General features: G+C 35.3%; 20 protein-coding genes. 11 read left to right on the forward strand and 9 right to left on the reverse strand.

The window, feature by feature from the left end:
- Positions 1–45 precede the first annotated feature (45 nt).
- From DCC35_RS05210 to DCC35_RS05230, 5 genes are all read left to right on the forward strand, one after another.
- Complete coding sequence (locus DCC35_RS05210) at positions 46–516, forward strand: Imm42 family immunity protein (protein WP_137089787.1); 471 nt, start codon at positions 46–48, stop codon at positions 514–516.
- A gap of 481 nt (positions 517–997) precedes the next feature.
- Positions 998–1177, forward strand: coding sequence for a hypothetical protein (locus DCC35_RS05215; protein ID WP_137089788.1), 180 nt, complete (start codon positions 998–1000; stop codon positions 1175–1177).
- Positions 1178–1197: 20 nt separating this feature from the next.
- Positions 1198–2016: a hypothetical protein gene (locus tag DCC35_RS05220; RefSeq protein WP_137089789.1), complete on the forward strand. Its 819-nt coding sequence runs from the start codon at positions 1198–1200 to the stop codon at positions 2014–2016.
- Positions 2017–2023: 7 nt separating this feature from the next.
- On the forward strand, positions 2024–2929 hold the full coding sequence (locus DCC35_RS05225; protein ID WP_137089790.1) for a patatin-like phospholipase family protein: 906 nt from the start codon (positions 2024–2026) through the stop codon (positions 2927–2929).
- Between the two features lie 95 nt (positions 2930–3024).
- A complete protein-coding gene (locus DCC35_RS05230) occupies positions 3025–3669 on the forward strand; it encodes an MOSC domain-containing protein (protein ID WP_137089791.1) in 645 nt (214 codons plus the stop codon).
- A 9-nt stretch (positions 3670–3678) separates the two neighbouring features.
- Here DCC35_RS05230 and DCC35_RS05235 read toward each other — a convergent pair whose 3' ends face one another.
- The 3 genes from DCC35_RS05235 to DCC35_RS05245 form a co-directional block, all read right to left on the reverse strand.
- Positions 3679–4443 carry a DUF6090 family protein gene (locus DCC35_RS05235; RefSeq protein WP_246070150.1) on the reverse strand — a complete coding sequence of 255 codons (765 nt, stop codon included), beginning with the start codon at positions 4441–4443 and terminating at the stop codon, positions 3679–3681.
- A 28-nt stretch (positions 4444–4471) separates the two neighbouring features.
- Positions 4472–5560, reverse strand: a complete 1089-nt coding sequence (locus DCC35_RS05240) for an adenylate/guanylate cyclase domain-containing protein (RefSeq protein ID WP_137089792.1) — start codon at positions 5558–5560, stop codon at positions 4472–4474.
- 482 nt (positions 5561–6042) lie between these two features.
- Complete coding sequence (locus DCC35_RS05245; protein WP_137089793.1) at positions 6043–7023, reverse strand: hypothetical protein; 981 nt, start codon at positions 7021–7023, stop codon at positions 6043–6045.
- Positions 7024–7170: 147 nt separating this feature from the next.
- On the opposite strand from DCC35_RS05245, the gene DCC35_RS05250 reads away from it, so the two are divergent.
- From DCC35_RS05250 to DCC35_RS05260, 3 genes are all read left to right on the forward strand, one after another.
- Positions 7171–7608 carry a DUF4385 domain-containing protein gene (locus DCC35_RS05250; RefSeq protein WP_137089794.1) on the forward strand — a complete coding sequence of 146 codons (438 nt, stop codon included), beginning with the start codon at positions 7171–7173 and terminating at the stop codon, positions 7606–7608.
- Between the two features lie 240 nt (positions 7609–7848).
- Positions 7849–9093 (forward strand): parallel beta-helix domain-containing protein, encoded by a 1245-nt coding sequence (locus DCC35_RS05255; protein WP_137089795.1) that lies wholly within the window; start codon positions 7849–7851, stop codon positions 9091–9093.
- Positions 9094–9109: 16 nt separating this feature from the next.
- Positions 9110–10159 (forward strand): SO2930 family diheme c-type cytochrome, encoded by a 1050-nt coding sequence (locus DCC35_RS05260; RefSeq protein WP_246070152.1) that lies wholly within the window; start codon positions 9110–9112, stop codon positions 10157–10159.
- Between the two features lie 192 nt (positions 10160–10351).
- On the opposite strand, the gene DCC35_RS05265 is transcribed toward DCC35_RS05260, so the two are convergent.
- Positions 10352–12022: a formate--tetrahydrofolate ligase gene (locus DCC35_RS05265; protein ID WP_137089796.1), complete on the reverse strand. Its 1671-nt coding sequence runs from the start codon at positions 12020–12022 to the stop codon at positions 10352–10354.
- Positions 12023–12223: 201 nt separating this feature from the next.
- Here DCC35_RS05265 and DCC35_RS05270 point away from each other — a divergent pair, with 201 nt between their 5' ends.
- The gene (locus tag DCC35_RS05270) at positions 12224–13948 is read left to right on the forward strand and encodes a cellulase family glycosylhydrolase (protein WP_137089797.1); all 1725 of its coding nucleotides are present in this window, start codon (positions 12224–12226) and stop codon (positions 13946–13948) included.
- Here the strand turns inward: DCC35_RS05270 and DCC35_RS05275 are convergent, their stop codons facing one another.
- From DCC35_RS05275 to DCC35_RS05295, 5 genes are all read right to left on the reverse strand, one after another.
- Positions 13949–14542, reverse strand: a complete 594-nt coding sequence (locus tag DCC35_RS05275; protein ID WP_137089798.1) for a DUF502 domain-containing protein — start codon at positions 14540–14542, stop codon at positions 13949–13951.
- A gap of 83 nt (positions 14543–14625) precedes the next feature.
- Entirely contained in the window at positions 14626–16410 is a 1785-nt protein-coding gene (locus DCC35_RS05280) for a GAF domain-containing protein (RefSeq protein WP_137089799.1), read from the reverse strand.
- An 11-nt stretch (positions 16411–16421) separates the two neighbouring features.
- Positions 16422–17015 carry a TlpA family protein disulfide reductase gene (locus DCC35_RS05285; RefSeq protein WP_137089800.1) on the reverse strand — a complete coding sequence of 198 codons (594 nt, stop codon included), beginning with the start codon at positions 17013–17015 and terminating at the stop codon, positions 16422–16424.
- A 639-nt stretch (positions 17016–17654) separates the two neighbouring features.
- Positions 17655–17855: a hypothetical protein gene (locus DCC35_RS05290; RefSeq protein WP_137089801.1), complete on the reverse strand. Its 201-nt coding sequence runs from the start codon at positions 17853–17855 to the stop codon at positions 17655–17657.
- 39 nt (positions 17856–17894) lie between these two features.
- Complete coding sequence (locus DCC35_RS05295; protein ID WP_137089802.1) at positions 17895–18305, reverse strand: hypothetical protein; 411 nt, start codon at positions 18303–18305, stop codon at positions 17895–17897.
- Between the two features lie 39 nt (positions 18306–18344).
- Between DCC35_RS05295 and DCC35_RS05300 the strand changes: the two genes are divergently transcribed.
- Both DCC35_RS05300 and DCC35_RS05305 read left to right on the forward strand, forming a co-directional pair.
- Positions 18345–19145, forward strand: coding sequence for an alpha/beta fold hydrolase (locus DCC35_RS05300; RefSeq protein WP_137089803.1), 801 nt, complete (start codon positions 18345–18347; stop codon positions 19143–19145).
- Positions 19146–19203: 58 nt separating this feature from the next.
- A complete protein-coding gene (locus tag DCC35_RS05305; RefSeq protein ID WP_217495916.1) occupies positions 19204–20649 on the forward strand; it encodes a carbohydrate porin in 1446 nt (481 codons plus the stop codon).
- The last annotated feature ends 84 nt before the right edge of the window (positions 20650–20733 follow it).

Here is a 20733-nt window from a genome sequence, read left to right on the forward strand (position 1 = left end):
AAAAGAGCTGTAGAAAAAATCAGATGGAAATTCAAAGATTGAATCATGGTAATTGGTAACCCAAATTCTTTCGCAATAAAAAGTGAGGTAACAAAAAACACTAACTTTACCTTTGGTAAGGTAGAATTAATATTAGATAATTTTAAAATAGGATATTATGATGAAGAAGTGATTATTGGTTCATTTATTCATCAATTAAACAAATTAAAATTTTTACCTGTTTTACAGCTTAAGTTTGAAAATGATCTCGAGGGTCTAATAAATAAAGTATATCAAAATGAAGATGGTGAATACGATTACACAATGTTAAGCTTAACAGAATCTTTTGATGATTTTCTAATTAGAGCATTTAGAGTTGAAGATGAAATTTGCATTATTTGGCAATTATATGAAGATCCTTTTCATAACTATCCTAATCAGGGTGAAATGTCAAAATTACATCTGAAAAAAGTTAAATTAGATGAGTTTTTAAATTTTATTGATGAATTCAGTGATTGGTATGAATCACATAATTGATATTTAAAGCTCTGATTATTAGAATAAGGTACTGAACATATATCAAGATTGTTACATCCTATAGATAGTCTTTTACTCGCATGAGTGTCTTTTTTGGGATAATGTGTCTCGATAAAAAACTATTTCCCATATCATTGAGGTAGATTCCGAAGTTGTTTGACAGGAGATTTAAGTGGAAATAAAAGGGTCATTAAAAGTGGAATGGTAATAATAGTCATACTTTTTTTGCTACACTCGCCAGGAGGAGTTTACCATAGTAATTGTCGATTAAAAGAGAATCATGAAGAAATTTTTAATAATAAGCTTAATCTCAATTTTTCTGATAAGCTCCATCCTATTAATAAGGGTTAAGCCAACATTTTACTTAGGAATTCCAAATCCATCTGAGTCAATAGATTTAACTCTTTAAATAGATGATAATATTATTTATAATGATAGTTTAAAATTTTACCCATGGAAGTATATTGTATTGGAGGAAAATATGAAAATTGGATTTCATAAATTATCAATTTCTTCTAAAGCTGCAGATTTGAAAGTTGAAGAGGAAATTTTCATTTTAGTAAATCAGCATATTGTAATTGAGTATTTCCCAAAAGAATCACTGGACTATAAAAATCGGTTCTTTATTAGAAATAGAATTTTCCCATTTCATCCAGATTAATGATTAACTGTAAATTCATAATGCCTTTTTTAAAAATATATACCACCAAAACCAGTATAATTTTTATTCTCCTTCTTTTGAGCAATTGGGTGAAAGCACAGGACTGCCAAAACCTGACTCCTCAGGATTTGAACCAGATACAAAACTATGCCGAAGCTATCGTGCCTATTGTTTTATTCAAATTACATCCTGCTCCAGCAAATGATGATGAACGCCAGGAAAGACTCGACTCTCTTAATTTCCATGATTACACGGCCTATGTAGAATTGCTCAACAATGTCGGGGCTTTTATCAATAATACTTCTCAGGAACAACAGGTTTGTTTTTATAAAATTGCTGATAATACCACCGTTAATTCATGGATTAGCTTTATTTATCGGAAGAATGCTCCGACCAGCGAGTCACTGTCACCGGAATTTCAAAAAGGAATTGGCATTCTGGCTGAAATCAACCAGGGGGTAATTGATCCGTTTCGTTCTACCGAGCAATACCTGTTGACTGTTAAAGGACTCCTGGCATACACTTTCGCAAAAGAAAAAGCAGGGGGTAGAATCCGAATGTTGCTGGGACCATCTTTATATTATTCGAAGCAGGAGGTAGATGTTTTTCTCACCACCAGGGCGGAAGTGCGTATCTTTGATATTAAGGCAGATCCGGTATCACTTGGAACTGTTAAATTCTTGTTAGAAGGAAGTACTGATCTAGATGGGCTTTGGATTGCTGGTCCGGGTATCGGACTTGAGTTTCCTCAGTTTGGTATTCAATTACTTCATCAATGGCGTACCGGATCAGCAAGTAATCAGTTAGAATTGGGTATTTCCTACCGGTTTTTAAATTAATCAGATCATGAAAAGAGCTTTAATTACAAGTGGTGGAGGGGCAAAAGGTGCTTTTACTGTCGGTGCGCTTTCTTATATCTTTGAAAATAATCTGGGTGATTTTGATATCATTAGTGGTACCAGTACTGGTTCGCTTATTGCGGTGTTTGCAGCTATAAAGGATATTGAGACACTGAAAGATGTTTATACGAATGTTGTAGATGATGATATAATTGCCAGAACAAACCTGGTACGACAGCTTCAACAAGGTGAACCATATCTATTGGAGACCTATCCACTGAAGCAACTTATTAACGAGAAAGTTACAGAAAATGTCTTTCAGCAAGTCATGAGTGGGAATACAACTCTTTGTCTGACCGCGGTTAGTCTTCAAACGGGGAAACCCTATATTTTTACTACCAAAGATATAACTGTCCCTGATGGATATGAAATGAAAATGATTGAGAGCTTATCTGAACTAAAAGATGCCATGTTAGCAAGTAGTAGTCAGGGAGGATTTTTACCGCCTGTTAATGTTGATGGCAAACAAATGGTGGATGGGGGCCATTGGACGGTTGTTCCCTCGGCAGCGGCTGTCGCACAAAATCCTGATGAAATTATAGTTCTAAGTAACAATCCTCGCGATCTGTTTCCGGGTGAATCTCAATACACCAGTGTTATAAATACAATTTTACGGGTTATTACTATTTTTCTGCATCGGGTCAAAACCAGTGATTATAAGGTCATTGAAGATTATATAGAGGAGACTGGTAAAAAAGTACATTATATTGAGCCTGACACAAACCTCGATGAAGAAAACCCCACAGGTTTACGTTTTGATAGGTTTTTGATGACGTTATGGCGAAGTCAGGGTGAGCAAAAAGCCAAAGAAGTGTTTTCAGAATCCTCTGACGGAGGTGGTCTAGTCACTTAAATAATCATATTTTGAAAAATACTCCTATCTTTTAACTTAAATAATATTGTAATTTAAAGGTCTGAAAAACCTTTAAATGATAAACCTTGAGCCTTATGCAGCTGAAATCGATATTTGTAGGAAAACCAAAGGAGGTGATGTATAATGGCAAAATCATTTCTACAGGGATATTTAAAAACGAAATTTCAGGTGCTGTCAAAGTAAATAAATACAACCTCGAAGGTGATAAGCAGGCAGACCTGACTGTTCATGGAGGTGAAAATAAGGCCGTTTATGCCTATCCTGTCGAACATTATGAGTTTTGGAAAAAAATAAGGCCTGATCTCCAATTTGAGCCAGGTGTTTTCGGTGAAAATTTGTCTGTTTCGGGCCTGTTTGAAGGAGAGGTTAATGTTGGTGATCAATATAAAATTGGTACAGCAGTTCTATCAGTAACCACGCCCAGATTACCTTGTTTTAAGCTGGGTATTAGAATGAACGATACCAAAATCATAAAGGATTTTATGGATGCTGAGCGTAGTGGATTCTACTTTAAAGTAATTAAAGAAGGTGTTATTAATCCTGGAGATAAAATCGAACTGATACATCAGGACTCATATGGCCTGACTATTTGTGACCTGGTTAAACTTCATACAACCGAAAAAACTAACAGTGAATTGTTACTAAAGGCAATTGAAGCTCCTGAACTTCAAGATGACTGGAAAGAAAAATTTGCTGAAAAGCTAAATGAGCTTAACTAAAAGGAGTTTTCATTCATTAATATTAGATTCAATGGATTTTAAAATAAAATCCATCTCCTCTAATAAAGGTTGGTAGTGAGATTCTTCGGTAGCCAGGCTCGTTAATATGAATATGAGCAGGTTATTTTCAAATTCTTTGTCAGATAAAATATCAAGGTTGCTTATGTTGTTTTTTCTTGATTGAATGCCTAAGTCTCCTTTTGAAATCCCGGAATCGTCAAAAACTCTCATAATACTATAATTTTTTCTAAAAGTGTCAAGAACACTTTTTCTTTGTTCTGCCAGATCATCTTCTTGTTTAGAGATATCTTCAATAGTTGAAAGGTAATTTGTCAATTGAATTCTCAGATTGTTATCCGAAATATCTCTTAAGCTCCCCGAATTAATCATTTCATACAAAAGAGAATTATTCGGGTTAAAAGAAATATCGTATGCAAAAGAATTAAAAAGAATTAGCGAAAAGTCTTTTTCATTTATTTTTATGGAAGAGTCATTCATCAAATTTACAAGATCACGAGCTCCCAGATAATTAATTCGATTAACCCTGATTAGTTCACTGAGTTTCCTTTTACTCGTGGTGAATTCTTTTTTTAGTCCTTTGAGATATAGTTGTTCTTTTCTGGCTTTATCATAGCTTATATTTTTGTTATTAATTGCCAAGGCGATCAAGATCCCAATTACCAATAATACAATTTCACCCAAAGCATAGGAAATATACTTTTTCAGGTTCTTACCATCGAGTAAATTTTTTCTTATCGATCTGAATATCCTCATAATAATCAATTATAATATCTAAAATTTCTTATCTGCTGACTACTGAATATATTTTTGTTTCTTTTAGTTTCCCTCTTAAAATAAGAGTGTCAACATATCGGGAATTTACTTTTTCGGGTAAGCTTGACAGTAATTCATTTGAAATCAAAAGATCTGAATCATATTCGTTACATAGCGATTGAATTCTGGCGGTGGTATTCAATACGTCCCCAGTAAAAATTATCTCTTTTTTTAAAGCACCTATCTCACCTGTGGTTACCTGACCTAAATGGATACCTGCCTTAAAGTCAGGTATTACATCAAATTTTTTTAAAAATTCGTCATGCTTAAATTGAATATGTTTTTTGATATTCTTAAAACATGTAATACAAGAATTATTAATGAGTCCTTCTTTCTTTTTCCAGGAAACTACCACTTCATCACCAACATATTGATATACCTCTCCATAAGAATTGATAATTGAGTCGCTCATGGCGTTATAGTACATATTCAGTAGATCAAAATATTTTGTATCTCCAATTTTTTCAGCAATGGTAGTTGAATTTTTCATGTCGAGGAACATAAAGATTCTTTCTTCAGCTTTTGGAGAATGATACTTACCTGTAAAAAAGTTCAGTAATACCTGGTGTCCTAGATTTTCACTAATAGCAGCATATAGCAAGCTCAAAATAAGTTGAAATGAGAGTTGTATCATTGTATTTAAAAAGACAATACTTTGGAAGAAAATTAATGTTCTAAACCATATTTTGGGATCAAATAAAGACCTTTCCATTTCAATTGCAGAGGCAATTGGATAGGCTAAGCCGATTATACCCAGCATTAAAGCCAGGTAAATGAAAAACTTATAAGTAACTTTTTTTAAGAAGCTATAATTTTTAAAACGTTTTTCAAGTAATATTAGCTCGGTAATTCCTACAAGAATTCCTGCTAAGGTGACAGCTATGCTTGCGAAAATAAAAACTGGCAAGGTTAAGTTGATAACGGAATCAGATTGAGGGTTTTGATTTTCAGTTGCAAGGCTTTCTACTAAAAGAAAAATCCAGCCAGTGATAAGCCAAATTATTCCGAAGGGGATAATTCGATGCAGGTTTCTTTGTTGCTTAGGATTCAAAGGCATCGTAATGATTATAAAATTACATGTCTAAAATACATAAAATTGCTAAAATCTTAATTAGCTTAAAAACAAAGTGTTACAGTATATGTGGGGTAGTAATAGAGCTATTTATGTAACACTACTTATCAGATGATCATATTCAATGATTGAGCAGGCAATCATTCTTAAAAGGATACTTGTATATAGATTTTATATAGTTGGGAAAACGTAGGTTAAATGTGACTGGGAGATATATGGATTACAAATCCAAGGATAATGCTTCTGGATTTCAAATCCAGAAGAGCAATTATTTTAATTAACCAACTTTTCATTTTCTACTGCCAAAGTATGAATATGCTGTTCGACATTTGTAATGTCGTACTGTTATCCATGGATCTATGATCCGGATTTTTAAAGTGATTTTTAATTTGAAGATAGATTTTAAATCAATTTATAAAATGGTTATTTAACAAAGGCTCCGAAATTCGAAGCCATTGATATAATTTCTAATTACCTGTGCCAAAATCTGCATCTTCTTCAATTTCAAAAATCTTGAGCATGTTTTTAGCTAGCGGATCTGGCACTTCTGCCACGAATGCATATTTCCCGGGTTCCAGATCTACCTTAAAATAACCTTTTTTCCCTGCAGGCATATCTTGTATTCCCCCTAAGAATTTTCCAGGTGCCGGTGTTTCCAATCCTTTGATGTCTACCCAGTTCATCCAGGAATTGATCTCAGCAATCTCTTCTCCATTTTCGTATTTTACTAAATGTACATCGTGCCCAAGGAAATGTGAATATGACGTCTGATCAATAAATTCTACTCCGATAGTTTGTTCACCGGGAACCAATTTATTCAATATATTTATTCCACCTTCCTGGGATATTTCCAGGCTTACGTCAGCTTCAGGTTCTTCAGCCGTATTTCCAAGATCCTTAACAATCATGCTTTCCTGCATAGGATGAAACATTCCATCTGTTTTAACATAACATTCAATAACATAAGTTCCAGGCTCGAGATACAATGTCGACTCAGCACTTTCTCCAGGTGATACCAGGCCAACGCCTCCGTAATAAATAATATCCCCAAACCACATGGGTAATCTTTCAAATTCAGCAAAGCCCTCCTCGGTATTTCCTTCTCTAATAAGCAAATAAGCGTCATTAAATACAGGAGGAACTCCGGCAGTGAAATCTTCAAATGTAATCTGCTCACCTTCATGAACCGGCATTCTGTCGATTAGCATAAAATGCGTCCAGGTCGATTTATTGGTATACCTGAATGTTGTCCAGCCGGATGGAACTTCCTCAGGAAGAATAAAATTCATTCCTGTAGTAGTCACTTCTACTATATTTACAGGAGGTTCTTCCTCTAGCATTGATACCTGTTCAGTGCTGGTACTTTCAGAAACAGAAGATTTGCCACAACCCGCTAATATCAATAAGTAGGATAAAAGCATTGTGGTGTTTAAAGCTCTTGCTTTCATGATTTATCGATTGATTGATGAGCTATTAAGATAGGGAAAGATCTGACAAAAGGAAATGTTAATAAATAAGAAAGTCAAAACTCTTTTTGGAACTAAATCATTAAGTACTTGTTATGTACTTACAAATTTAAATTGCCATAATAAGAGATGAGTCAATTATATGATCCGGATATAAATTACCGAAAACATCCTGAGAAATATCGAATAGGTTCCGGTGAGAAAGGCGTTCTTACAGTAGAGCCATACAAATCAGAAATTTTACCTCACTGGAAATTTAAGACTCCTAAGGAAGCGAAAAAGTCGGCTGATAAAATTTTTAATCTGTTTGAGGATTATCTTGAAAAAAATGATTTTGTCGGGGCTGATATGGCCAGGAAGTTTTTGCGTATGGGCATGACAAGAGCTCGCAGATATGCCCGGCATCCCAGTGGAAAGAAATATGACGAGGATGGCAATGAACTCCCGGTAGAGCTGGATGAAGAAAAACAAAAATCTTCAGATATTTTTAAAGGCAAATGGGAAAAAGCTAAAGAAAATCCAACCTATCAGAAACTTAAAGACCAACACAAAGAAAAATATTATTAGAACTTCGCAACCTGTAAAAGACTAGTAATCTTTTCATATTTTACTTCGATATTGAAGATATTCATAACTCGGATTTTTCACTTCCAGGGTCTAATTAAAGTCCGGACTCCGGTAAATAAGTACGGACTTAAGGAGTGAAATTGCTTTTAGTTAACTTATAAAGTACTTTTCCATCCTCAACTACCCCGATCTGTACCACTTTACCTATTATTTAAACTTTTTAATTAACCCCAGTTAATCATGAAACAATTAAACCTTGCATTGCTTGTCATTTTCCTTTTATTTCTTGGCGCTTGTGATGATGAAGAGGATTCCAGAAATCGAATTGTCATCAGTCCGGGGCCTGATGCACAGGCAGAAGTACAGACAGCCTTTATTGAAGTTACCCCTGGAACTGATATTATCTTCGAAGCAGGAACTTACAATTTTACTAATCAGCTCTCTATTGACGATAAGAATGATATAAGAATAATTGGTGCAGGAAGAGAGGAAACCATTCTGAATTTTTCACAACAGACAGATGGAGGAGAGGGATTGCTAGCCACAAATTGTGAAAATATACTTTTTCAAGACTTTACTATAGAAGATACTGAAGGAGATGCATTAAAAGCAAGGGATTCAGACTTTGTTACATTTTTAAATGTTGGTACAGTTTGGAGTGGTACTCCGGGTACTGACAATGGTGCTTATGGATTATATCCTGTTCTTTGTACTAATGTTTTGATCGATGGGTGCTATGCTTATGGTGCTTCTGATGCAGGTATTTATGTAGGACAAACCACCAATGCTGTAGTGAGAAATTCGACGGCTGAAGGAAATGTTGCCGGAATTGAAATTGAAAATACCATCAATGCAGATGTTTACGGTAATACGGCTACCGATAACACTGGAGGGATTCTAATATTTGACTTACCGGGCTTAAGCCAATACGGAAATACCTGTCGTGTATATAATAATACTGTTAGTGATAATAATAGATCGAACTTTGCTCCTGAAGGAAATGTTGTTGCTGAGGTCCCTGCGGGAACTGGTATAATGATGCTTAGTACAAGAAAAGTGGAGATTTTTGATAATGATCTTCTTGATAACATGTTTGCTAATATTATTGCAGCAAGTTATCTCATTATAAATGATAATCCGGGTGATCCCGATTACGTGGCTTTCTGGAATGAGATTTATATTCACGATAATACATATAGCAGAAATGGCACTTATAATCAAAACCAAAACCAGACGGCGATGTGTATTAATACTTTCATCGAAACATGGAATGAACTGGAGCAACCAGATATTCTAATCGATGGCATTACCGGCGGAGCTTTTTGTGTTCAGGAAACACCGACACCTTCATTTATAAATGTTGATGCATTTAATCTTGATACTTCGGATTGTAGCGGAACTGCAAAAACTGACCTTTCAATTTACGATTGTGTAGGAGAAGCACTACCCGCAGTTTCATTCGATCCATATGGATCAAGTCTTTAAAATCAAATAGTGTGTGATGATGATTAGATTGTTGAGCGTATTGATTTTAGTTGGGATTATAGCTGTTGGTTGCAGTGGAGATGAATCTGAAACCTCACCGACCGGACCCCGTTTCCCGGAATCACAAGTATTTGAAAAACTAAGCGATTATAGATTGTTTGAAGGCTCCCTGTCCGACTTGAAACCAGTTGAGGGAGTTCTTCCCTATGATCTAAATTCTCCGTTATTTACAGATCATGCTTCGAAATTTAGGTTTGTCTATGTTCCAAACGGAGATGTTGCATCATATGATACTACTGATGTTCTGACCTTTCCGAAGGGAACCATCCTGGTTAAAAATTTTTATTATACCCTGCAATCAGGAGAAGACTTTATTATCGAAACCCGATTATTGCTTCATCAAAGTAGTGGATGGAATTTAGAGGTATACGAATGGAATGATGAACAAACTGAAGCCTACAGAAATATAGTCGGAAATACTAAACCCCTTTCATTTGTAGCAAATGGGCAATCGTATACAGTAGATTATGTGATTCCCAATAAAAATCAATGTAAAAACTGCCACGCTAGGGGCAATGATGAAAAACCAATAGGGCCTGTTGTCCAAAACCTCAATAAAAACTATTCCTATTCTGACGGAGTAGAAAACCAGCTCACAAAATGGGTGGAAGCTGGAATATTAGAGCAACCAAATCATTCAGAAATCCCTGCCTGGGCCGATTATACAGATGAAACCAGAAGCCTGAATGACAGAGCGCGAGTTTACCTTGAGGTAAATTGTGCTCATTGTCATCAGAAAAATGGTTCTGCATATAATTCCGGTTTATTTCTAAATTATTACAACACGGATTCTTTAAGTCTTGGGTTTAATAAGACACCGGTAGCAGCAGGAGCAGGCTCGGGAGGATTGGATTATGTAATCGTGAAAGGAGATGCGGATGCTTCCATACTGCATTACAGAATGAATTCTACCAGTACCAAAGTGATGATGCCTGAACTTGGCAGAACCTTGATCGATGAGGAAGGTGTAGCATTGATCAGAGAATGGATAAATAGTATAGAATAAAAACTTACTTGAATTTAGAGCAGAATTGAATAGGGAGGCAAAATAATTGCCTTCCTTTTTTAATGATCTAGAAAATAATAAATTATTATAGAATTTTTATCAGAGCAGTCTGAGTAAGGCTGATTTTTAAAATTAAAAGAGACTACCTTTCGATAGCCTCTTTATCTATTAATTAAACCAAACTATTCCTTCTTAGGATAATCCCGATATCACACCATCATTATTAATGTCAATACCTTCTGCGGCAGGAGTAGCGGGAAGACCAGGCATTCTCAATATATTTCCTGCTATTGGGATTAAGAATCCTGCACCTGCAGCGATTTCAAATTCACGGATGTTTATATCGAAATTCTTTGGTCTGCCCAGTAACTTTTCATCATCTGAAAGCGATTTCTGAGTCTTTGCGATGCAGATGGGTAATCTGCTAAAACCTAACTCCTCGAATCTATGTAATTGCCTTTTAGCTTTATTAGAAAGGATCACATATTTGGCACCATAGACAGTTTGACAAACTTTTTCTATTTTTTCTCTCGGGGAATCTTCCAGGTCATACGTGGGTATGAATTCTGATTCACATCTTTCAGTTGCTTTCACTACTTCTTCAGCAAGATCTAACGTTCCCTCGCTACCTTTGGTAAAACCATTGCTTTCTACAAAAGGTACATTACAGTCAGCACAAGCCTTTTTAAGAATAGATATTTCTGCATCAGTATCAGATTCAAATCTATTGATACAGACAACTGCAGGTAATCCGAATCCGGTGATGTTCTCCACGTGTTTCCTCAGGTTTTCTTTTCCTTTCACCACTGCCTCCAGATCTTCTTCTTTTAGGTCAGAGAGAGGCTTTCCTCCATGATATTTTAATGCCCTGATGGTCGCAACTATGACGACAGCTTTAGGTGAAATTCCTGCATTTCTGCATTTGATATTAAAAAACTTTTCTGCTCCCAGGTCAGCACCAAATCCGGCTTCAGTTACCACGTAATCGGATAATGACATTCCCATTTTTGTGGCGATAATACTGTTTGTGCCCTGGGCGATATTGGCAAATGGTCCACCGTGAATAATGGCTGGAGTGCCTTCTAAAGTCTGAACGAGGTTTGGCTTAATCGCATCTTTTAATAAGGCGGCCATCGCTCCCTCAGCGTTCAGATCACGGGCAAAAACCGGAGTGTGATCAAAAGTATCTCCAACATAGATGTTTCCCAGGCGTTCTTTTAAGTCTTCAAAATCTTTACTGATACATAAAATAGCCATTACTTCTGATGCAGCAGTGATATTAAAACCTGTTTCCATGGGAATACCACCGGATTTACCTCCTAGGGCAGTGACCATTTTTCGCAAAGCCCGATCGTTCATATCCATGCTGCGTTTCCAAAGTACGGTGCGCGGGTCAATGCCTAAACTTCTGGTTTTACTTTGTATATTATTGTCAATCAAGGCAGCTAATAGATTATTGGCTTTTTCTATCGCAGAAAAATCACCGGTGAAATGAAGGTTGATATCCTCCATAGGAACAACTTGTGAATATCCGCCTCCGGCTGCCCCGCCTTTGATCCCAAAAACAGGTCCTAATGATGGTTCTCTCAATACTACCGTAGTCTTTTTGCCTATTTTAGAAAGTCCGTCTGCTAAACCAATTGATGTAGTCGTTTTACCCTCACCGGCAGGAGTAGGAGTAATCGCTGTAACCAGGATTAGGTTGCTGCTATTGATCTTATGCTTATTGTTTAGTTCTAGAGGTAACTTAGCCTTGTATTTACCATAATGTTCCAGGTCATCTCTTTCAAGTCCCAGGTTTGATGCTATATCATCAATATGTTTTAATTCGCAATTTTGTGCAATTTCTATATCTGTGAGCATGTATTTCAGGTCTTTTTTGGATTTAACTCAAATTAGCTCTACTTGATCGATCCTGGTAAGTCAGATATTAGGGATTCGACTGACTTTTATCATCCTTCGTAACCCTTGGAAGGGTATTTATAACCAAGTTTGGTATATTACCCTAGTCCCTCATAAGGAATTATCATCTATTTTAGCTACACATTATTTTAACCCCTAACCATGAAAAGTATAATATTTTTATTCCTGCTTATTCCAAACCTGATCTGCGGACAGAATTTTTTACATACGAGTGGTAAAAAAATCATTGATAAAAACGGTGATAAAATTATACTCAGAGGAATCGGCCTGGGTGGATATATGCTTCAGGAAGGTTACATGTTAAAAGTTCCTTTTTCAGGTCAGCAGTATGTTTTTAGAAATCATGTGGAAGAATTGATCGGGGAGGAGGCAACTAAAGAATTTTATACAAGGTGGTTATCTAATCATGTACAAAAAGCAGATATTGATTCACTAAAAAAATGGGGTTTTAATTCTGTTAGGCTACCTATGCATTATAACCTCTATACATTGCCTTTAGAAGATGAGCCGGTCAAAGGTAAAAATACCTGGAGGGAAACTGGGTTTACATTGACAGATTCACTTTTAAGCTGGTGTGCGGATAACGAAATTTATCTCATTTTAGATATGCACGCTGCACCTGGTGGACAGGGACATGATCTGAATATATCAGACAGAGACCCTTCAAAACCGTCGTTATGGGAAAGTGAAGCCAATCAGAAAAAACTGATCGCTTTATGGGGAGAGTTGGCAAAAAGATATAAAGATAACCCATGGATAGGAGGATATGACCTGATTAACGAACCCAACTGGCGTTTTAGCGAAACGGGACATAAGCACGGGATAGATGAGAAAAATAATGCTCCAATTAGAAAACTTATGATTGAGATCACTGAAGTAATCAGACAGGTAGATCAAAATCATATAATCTTTATTGAAGGGAATGGATGGGGAAATAACTATACCGGTATTCTTCCTCCCTGGGATAAAAATATGGTTGTAAGTTTTCACAAATACTGGAATTATAATCGTACAAAGGACATTGAGGCTTTCTTAGAAATTAGAGATCAGTATAATGTTCCTGTTTGGTTAGGAGAATCAGGAGAGAACTCTAATGTCTGGTTTCGCGATGCGATTAAACTAATGGAAGAAAACCAGATTGGGTGGTGCTGGTGGCCATTGAAGAAGTTGGGTAGTAATAATCCACTTGAAATTAAGATGAATTCTGGTTACCGGGAAATAATAGAATACTGGAAAGGAGAAAGAGAAAAACCTGGCGGGGATAAAGCGACTGAAGCTTTCATTCAGTTAGCTGAAAATACAAAAATTGAAAATAATATTGTTCATTACGATGTGCTTGATGCAATGTTCAGACAGGTAAATACAGATAGTGCGATTGCTTTTTCCGATCACCTGGGAGAGGTAAATAAAATATTGGCCGTTGATTATGACCTGGGGCCAATAGGAAAAGCATATTACGATGAAGATTATGCCAATTATCATGTTTCCACTGGTGGTGAGCGTCAACCATGGAATAAAAGCAGATTTTATAGAAATGATGGAGTAGACATATTTAAAACCAATAGCGGACAATTTTTTGTTGGTGATTTTGTGAAAGATGAATGGCTTTTATATTCCATTGAAAAAGAGAAAAATCAGAATTATGATTTAAGTCTGATTTTAAGATCTCCGGAAACCAAATCTGTGGTTGATGTTTATATTAATAATCAATTGATTAAAAAGATAAATATTGAGAAATCAGATAATTTTCAATCTTATATTATTGGTTCTTTAGAACTTAAGGAAGGGCTGAATAAATTGAAAATATATGTTAATGAAGGTGATTTAGATTTTAAAGAAATGAAATTCAAATCATCAAAGCAATGATTATTTATCATGTGTGATTTTAATATCCGGCATCTTTTTCCCATAGGTACTAAGTCCGTCTAAAGCATTTTTCATGGATATTGGATGGAGTTCAAAACCTTTTTTTTTAAAAAACCTGAGTTCACCCGCATCCATCCTCGGAGCGTCCGGAACAAAGACTGAATAGTAATTTTGATCTGAATCATCAGTAATAAACGCGATCCGATAAAAGTTATCTTCTCTTAATAAAATTGCTTGCCAGGGTTCTTTAATTGTATCGTCTTCAGAAATAAATCTAAATTTGATAATTTGCAGAAAGGGGAATACTCTTAATAAGAAGCTTTCGGTACCAGAACCCCAGCTTTTTAATAAGCCTATCTTTATTAGATAGCCGGCTACATAAGAAATGATAAAAATGACGAGAATTAAGGATATAGTTGCTGCAATTGCAGCGCCAAACATGGAGTCAATACCTGTGATAGAAGTAAACCATTTTGCCAAAGGAGTAATTAGGCCTACTGTTTTACCTAAAATTATGATGATAACAGTTAATGGAATAAGAAAAAGTACTCCACCAAGGAGTACTTTTCTGGTTGTTTTCTTTACGATCTTCATATCCGCATTCTTATTGTCGTGGTAGCCATTTGTATTAAGTTAACAAATAACCCCTTTTTTGATAAGAATGAGACAGTTAATCGTTAATCTATGGACGAATTGACTTTTGAATCATGACCATTCAGTTCAGCCCCGTTAGAATGAGCATTATTGTCTAAATAATCAGTCAGATCAAAAGCAAACTTCATTACTTTCTCTGCCTGTCCTAATTCGTTTCTAAGTAGGGTATAGGCTCCGTATAAAATTACTTCATTTCCAAGTTTATCTATTCTTTCGAATTTTCCACTTTTCGTAATTCCATTGCCCAGGTCTTTCCAGAATTGCTCATATTCAACTGAATTGCCCATTTCATCTTTTACGAAAATTCTGTGGTGTTTCCCCTCGATTTCATGAGGATCATATTTCATTAATTGACAAAAAGCATCATTTGCATTTATAATAGTGCCATCGGTGGTGAATTCAATCATTCCAATATTACTGTTTCCGATTGCCATTAATTGTTCTTCAGCCATAGTTGATTTACGAGTCATTTCTTCCTGTGTGGCTTGAAGTTCCTCCATATTTTGCCTCATTTCTTCTTCTTGAGCCCTCAACTCTTCTGTTTGTTGTTGAGAAACCTGAAGTAGTTCATTAGTTTTTTTAGTCAACTGTGAAGTACTTATTGATGAAGCAATCGTTTCACTTACTCTATCAAGAAATTTATGATGTTTAGATCTAAATTCATTTAAGGTGGCAATCTCGAGAATTCCGACTATTTCCTGGTCGGTCTTGATTGGCATTATAATGATTTCTCGTGGTTCTGCAGATCCAAGTCCTGAAGTTATTTTTACATAGTTTTCAGGGATTTCTTTCAAATGAATTTTTTCCTTCTCCAGGAAGCATTGTCCTGCCAGGCCTTCACCAATTTTGATTTTTTTATCGACATACTTTTTCCTGTCATAGGCATAACACCCGGTTAATTCAAGATCTTCTTCTGTTTCCATGTCAAGAATAAATAAAGCTGACTGGTTAGCTTCCATATAATTAACCATAAATGAAACAATCAGATCTGATAATTCTTCAACATTATTAATCTTTGATCTAACTATATCGCTGACTTTAGCGATTCCTTCTGTAATATATTTTTCTTCTCTTTCCCTTTTAGAGCTTTCACTGATGTTATCTCTCATATTAAGAAGAGCCGTAGCCAGAACATCATCTTCATCCCCCTTAAATTCGATATCTATATTACCATCGGCTATTTCGTTAGCAAAATTTATACTTTTCTGAACACTTTTATCTTTCCTCTGCAATTCAAGTATGTTGTCGGCATTATCCTTTGTTGTTTTTTCAAGATTATTGGCATAAACAGCCGCTATAATAATTCCCACAGCATATAATCCGGCATGGAATAGAAAAGTCTGAAAATCCATGTAGTCCAGCTGGGTGAAATATATCTGCTTGTAAGATTCAATGTTCTCTGTACTTCCCAGATATTGTATATAAGCAAAGGAAGAATGGTGAATGACTACAAATAGAAACTGAGGAATAAATGCATATTTATTTTGATAGGCTATCAAAACTATTATTGCAATGAATGCAGTAAAGTGCATTTCAAACAATCCGTGCATTTGATAGATAAACTGAGCCATGAATATTCCGGCTACCAAACTACCAATATATTGATTTAGCCTTGTTTCCTTGAAGAATATTTTGGAACTATAGTACATCATCAGATTTATCAGTCCAACTCCAAATCCTACCAGGTAAGTGTCATATATAAAGGCCAGGCCAACACCGAAAATAAAATAACCGATTAGTAGCGTTTCTAATACGTAATTAGACTGCTTATATATTCGTTCAAAAAATGGTTTATATTTAGTTTGCATATTTTTTCAGGTTAATTCTCGTTTGAAGGGAGTTCACATCCATAGGATATATAAGCCAATTCCGGAAAATGTGGAGGCTTCTTATTTGTTAGCATGGCTTCAACTGCTAATTCTGCAAAGCGAGTGTTTTTTGAAGTACAAAAGCGAGCCTTATTGTAATTACCTTTATAAAATACTCTTCCGTTTTCGACAATTACAGCTTGAGGGGTGCTGTATACACCTAGTTCATTAGCTATTTTGCCATCCTTATCAATAATGGTTTCTATACCCAGATCATATTTTTTTTTAAATTCCTGTAGTTTATTTGATTGTTCTTCCTCTATAACAGCTATAAATTTTACAGAATCTTCGTTTTTTCTCACAATGCGTTTAAACTCCTTAATATTAAAGCGCGAGCACGGGCATTCGCTGTTATAAAAATGAAAATACACTCTATTACCAGTACCTGCCAGATCAAGTTTTACAGAATCTCCCTGTTCAACCATCTTTAGATCGATTGGCTTTGGTGTAGGTAATAAAAATCTATATTCCTGTCTGTAAAAAATAATCGCTATGACTGTGAGCGAAAAAGTCAGCCATAAAGCAAAAAATAACTTCTTCTTCATTTCATCTCTCCTTTATGATGAATAATTTTAAATACTTAAAAGTAAACACAATTGACTTTGTGAATGTTTATGACATGTAATGACATAAGTTGGGTTGAGTGATTATTGTAGAATATCTTTAAATCATTATTAAAAATCATCTATTAATTTACGATAGCTATAAACACCTTTAAAAGTTAAATTTATATTGGATAATTACTTTTCAGATGGATCAACTTGTTATAAATGTACATTGTGCTTAAAAAATCAATATTTTGGTTTAAAAAAGGCCTTAACTTTTTTGAATATTTACCTGCTCAAACTACCAAATAATAGAATTTTTAATTGGAGTAATGTTTTGGTAGGAATTCAAAATAATTTAATTGAGAGAATTAAATTTTCAGGAAAGCATTCAATAAAAATTTGATTAAGCGGAAAAATTTAATTTGATAAAACCTTCCATTTTTAAGACTTACCAGAGACTTATTGTTCCAGTGGATATTTATCGGATTTGTGAATTTGCAATGATTCCGATATTTGAAAAATAACCTTAGGGGCAATTTTGAATGAGGGTTTCCGATAATGTTACAATAAACTTCATTGCCTTTGCTTTTAAGTTTAATAACATCTCCGGAAAAATTTAATAAAAGGTCACAATTTTTAATTGTCATTTTCTTTAGTTGAGATGATCAATTTACCATTGAATTCCCAATTAGTCTTCTCTTCTGATCCAACCTCGGTAGGAACATCGATTTTAAAATTTTTAAAATCGTAGGTTATTTCAGCGTTTCTGCCAGTTAGCTTATCATAAAGACCACCTGCTAGTTCTGGCCAGCTTTGAATATTTGTGTTTTGAGCCATAATTAATTATTTGATTTATAATTCAACATTCGATTAATTCTAAAATACAAGGTAATTCACTACTCCAAGTACCCAAATAAGTGTCCAGCAGATAGTTCTGACAAGATTCACTTTAATAAGTCTTGATCCAACACTTCTTACATCACCTGATTCAGTCATTTTATTATGCAATGGAACTGCTGAAAAGAAGGTGTTTGCCCAAACAACTAAAACCATAGCCAGGCAAACTAAATTGATAATGTTTGGATCTCTGAAAACGAAATACACAATTATACCTAATTGCGTAATCATTAACGGAGCTACTAGTGCGGTTATTCTGGCTACATATTTACTGTGCCAGGTGCTGACCTCATTTTGACTCATATACTTAAACCCAGGATAAACAATAATCTGGGTTAACCAGATGAGAATAAAAAGGCCGAAATCAATAATCATTCTAACGATTTCCATGTCATCTAAACTTTATATCATTCATTATGTTTCGTAAATATGTTAAATTTTAGAACTGCTAATAATCCAAATAGTTCGACCTGGGTAGTATTTTTACATGGGGCAGGAGGGAATATGGACACCTGGAAATATCAATGGGAGGCTATTGAGCCTCATTTTAATTTGCTGGCAGTAGATCTAAGAGATCATGGAAAAAGTAAAAATATAAGCCCCGAAAAAGACTCTTACGATTTTGCATTAATAGCCACTGATATTCTGGAAGTGATAGATCATTTGAAAATCAAAAGTGCTTTTTTTGTGACTCTTTCTTTTGGTAGTGTTTTAATGCAGGATTTAAGTATGAGACGACCGGAGATGGTTAGTGGAGCAGTTCTGGCCGGAGCTATTTTTAAAGGAAATTTTTTAATCAAGGCATTTGTTCATTTGGCAAGGTTTTTCAATTTATTTCTAAGTTACAGTCAAATGTACAGCCTTTTCTCTTACTTGCTCATGCCTAAAAAAGAACATCAAAGATCAAGAAGAATTTACAAAATTCAGGCCACAAAAATAGGTTCAGATGAATACATGAAATGGCTTGGGCTTTATTCAACTTTCTTTTCAACCCTGGAAAAATTTAGCGGGCAGAAAATACATTATCCTACCCTGGTAATTATGGGGTCTGATGATTTCGTGTTTTTGAGTGCCGCACAAGAATTTACAGATAATCAGGAAAATGCTAGTCTTAAAGTGATTTCAAATGCCGGCCATATTTGCAATATTGATCAGTACAACAAATTTAATGAGCTTTTAAAATCATTTCTGTTCTCACAAGAATTTATTAGTCAAAAAGCAGATAGTTGATTAAACGGTTTTGAGTATATTTTTATAAATTATATACTTAACTCACGACCACATTGATTTGCTGAATCTACGAATTTTATTCATCGCATTTTTGAACCTGTATTCTATAGATGTTTCTTCGCAAAGCTCTATCATGTATCAGGATATCAAAAAATCTGATTGGTTTACTATAGCAGGAGGATCTTATGGAAGAATCGGAATTGGCTGGACCCCTGATATTTCATCTGTAAGTGGTAGAAGGCTTAATTTAAGCAGAATGGGAAGTATTGGAGGCCGGATGGAAGAACAGGATTACCTGGAAATCGGTCTCGCTTTTAAAATGGAACCATTTAAACAGACCAGGGATTCCATAGAGATAAATGTTCAACTGAGAGCAGCTGTCTTTACTCGTGGAGCGGCTTATTTTGGTAGTAGCAGCACTTCAGGTTTTAATGGATTGACACTCGTTTTGCCGGAATTATATGTTGAAGGCAAAAATGTGTTTACCAAAGACCTCAATATCTGGGTGGGTAATCGTTTTTACAGGGGCAATGATGTTCACATGGCAGATTATTTTTATTTCAATGATCATTCAGGGCAGGGGGCCGGAATTGAATATAAAAAATCGCGATTCAATGTTATTTTCGTTTCTTCCTCGGATACAACTTCTACAGTCCCTCCATATTTTTATTTGAATTATTTTACTGGTACCCCAAGTCTGGAGATCAGAAATCGAATTGTGTATGCTTTAGAACAAGATCTGCAACTAGGAAAGCATTCATTAATTACCTTTTTAGGGGAATATCACAGAATAGGAGATCCTTCGGACAATCCTGCTGTTCAGGGCTCATTAGAATCTTTCCCGGGAGATTATGGATGGGTTATCGGAGCAAAGTATCAACATAATGTGCTTCCATACGAATTTCTAAGAGATGGATCTTTTAATCAATTTGCCATTAGATATGGTAGCGGAATTGCAAACGGAGGCGATGGTGGTAGCTCAAGAACATGGGAGACATTTGGAGCCGTTGATACTACTAATTTTCAATTTCGGAATGCTTATTCCTGGCATATAGTTAATCATTTCCTGCTTGATTTTTCTGATAAATTTAGCTTAAATGGCTATGGTATTTTTAACTATAACCAGGGAGCAGCAAAAACAAAAGGCGAAGCAGAAACATATCTGGGAAAGGAAGTATTTAACAGAAAAAAAGATCTTACTTTCGGGCTAAAGGGTGTTAATTATATCACTGACATTTTTCACTGGCAAACTGAGATCCATTATAGTCAACGTCAGCAAGGGACATCCTCATGGTACCGGGTAACAAAACTAAGTTTTGTACCCACGATCGCACTTAGAGGTCAAAGGTCTGTATGGTCAAGACCACATATCAGGTTTATATATTCTATTGCCAGATTTAACCAGGCAGCACAGCAGGATCAGTTCTCCCCATTTCTTCAATTAACAGGGCCCAAAGAATGGGGACATTTCTTTGGTGTCAGAGCAGAGTGGTGGACCTGGTAGGTCTTATTAATTATTAAAATATCAATAATTTATCGTCAATTAAGAAAATTTATTATTTTGTAATAGAAAAAGTCAGTTGAAATT

This window comes from Mangrovivirga cuniculi (assembly GCF_005166025.1).
GTDB classification, from domain to species: domain Bacteria; phylum Bacteroidota; class Bacteroidia; order Cytophagales; family Cyclobacteriaceae; genus Mangrovivirga; species Mangrovivirga cuniculi.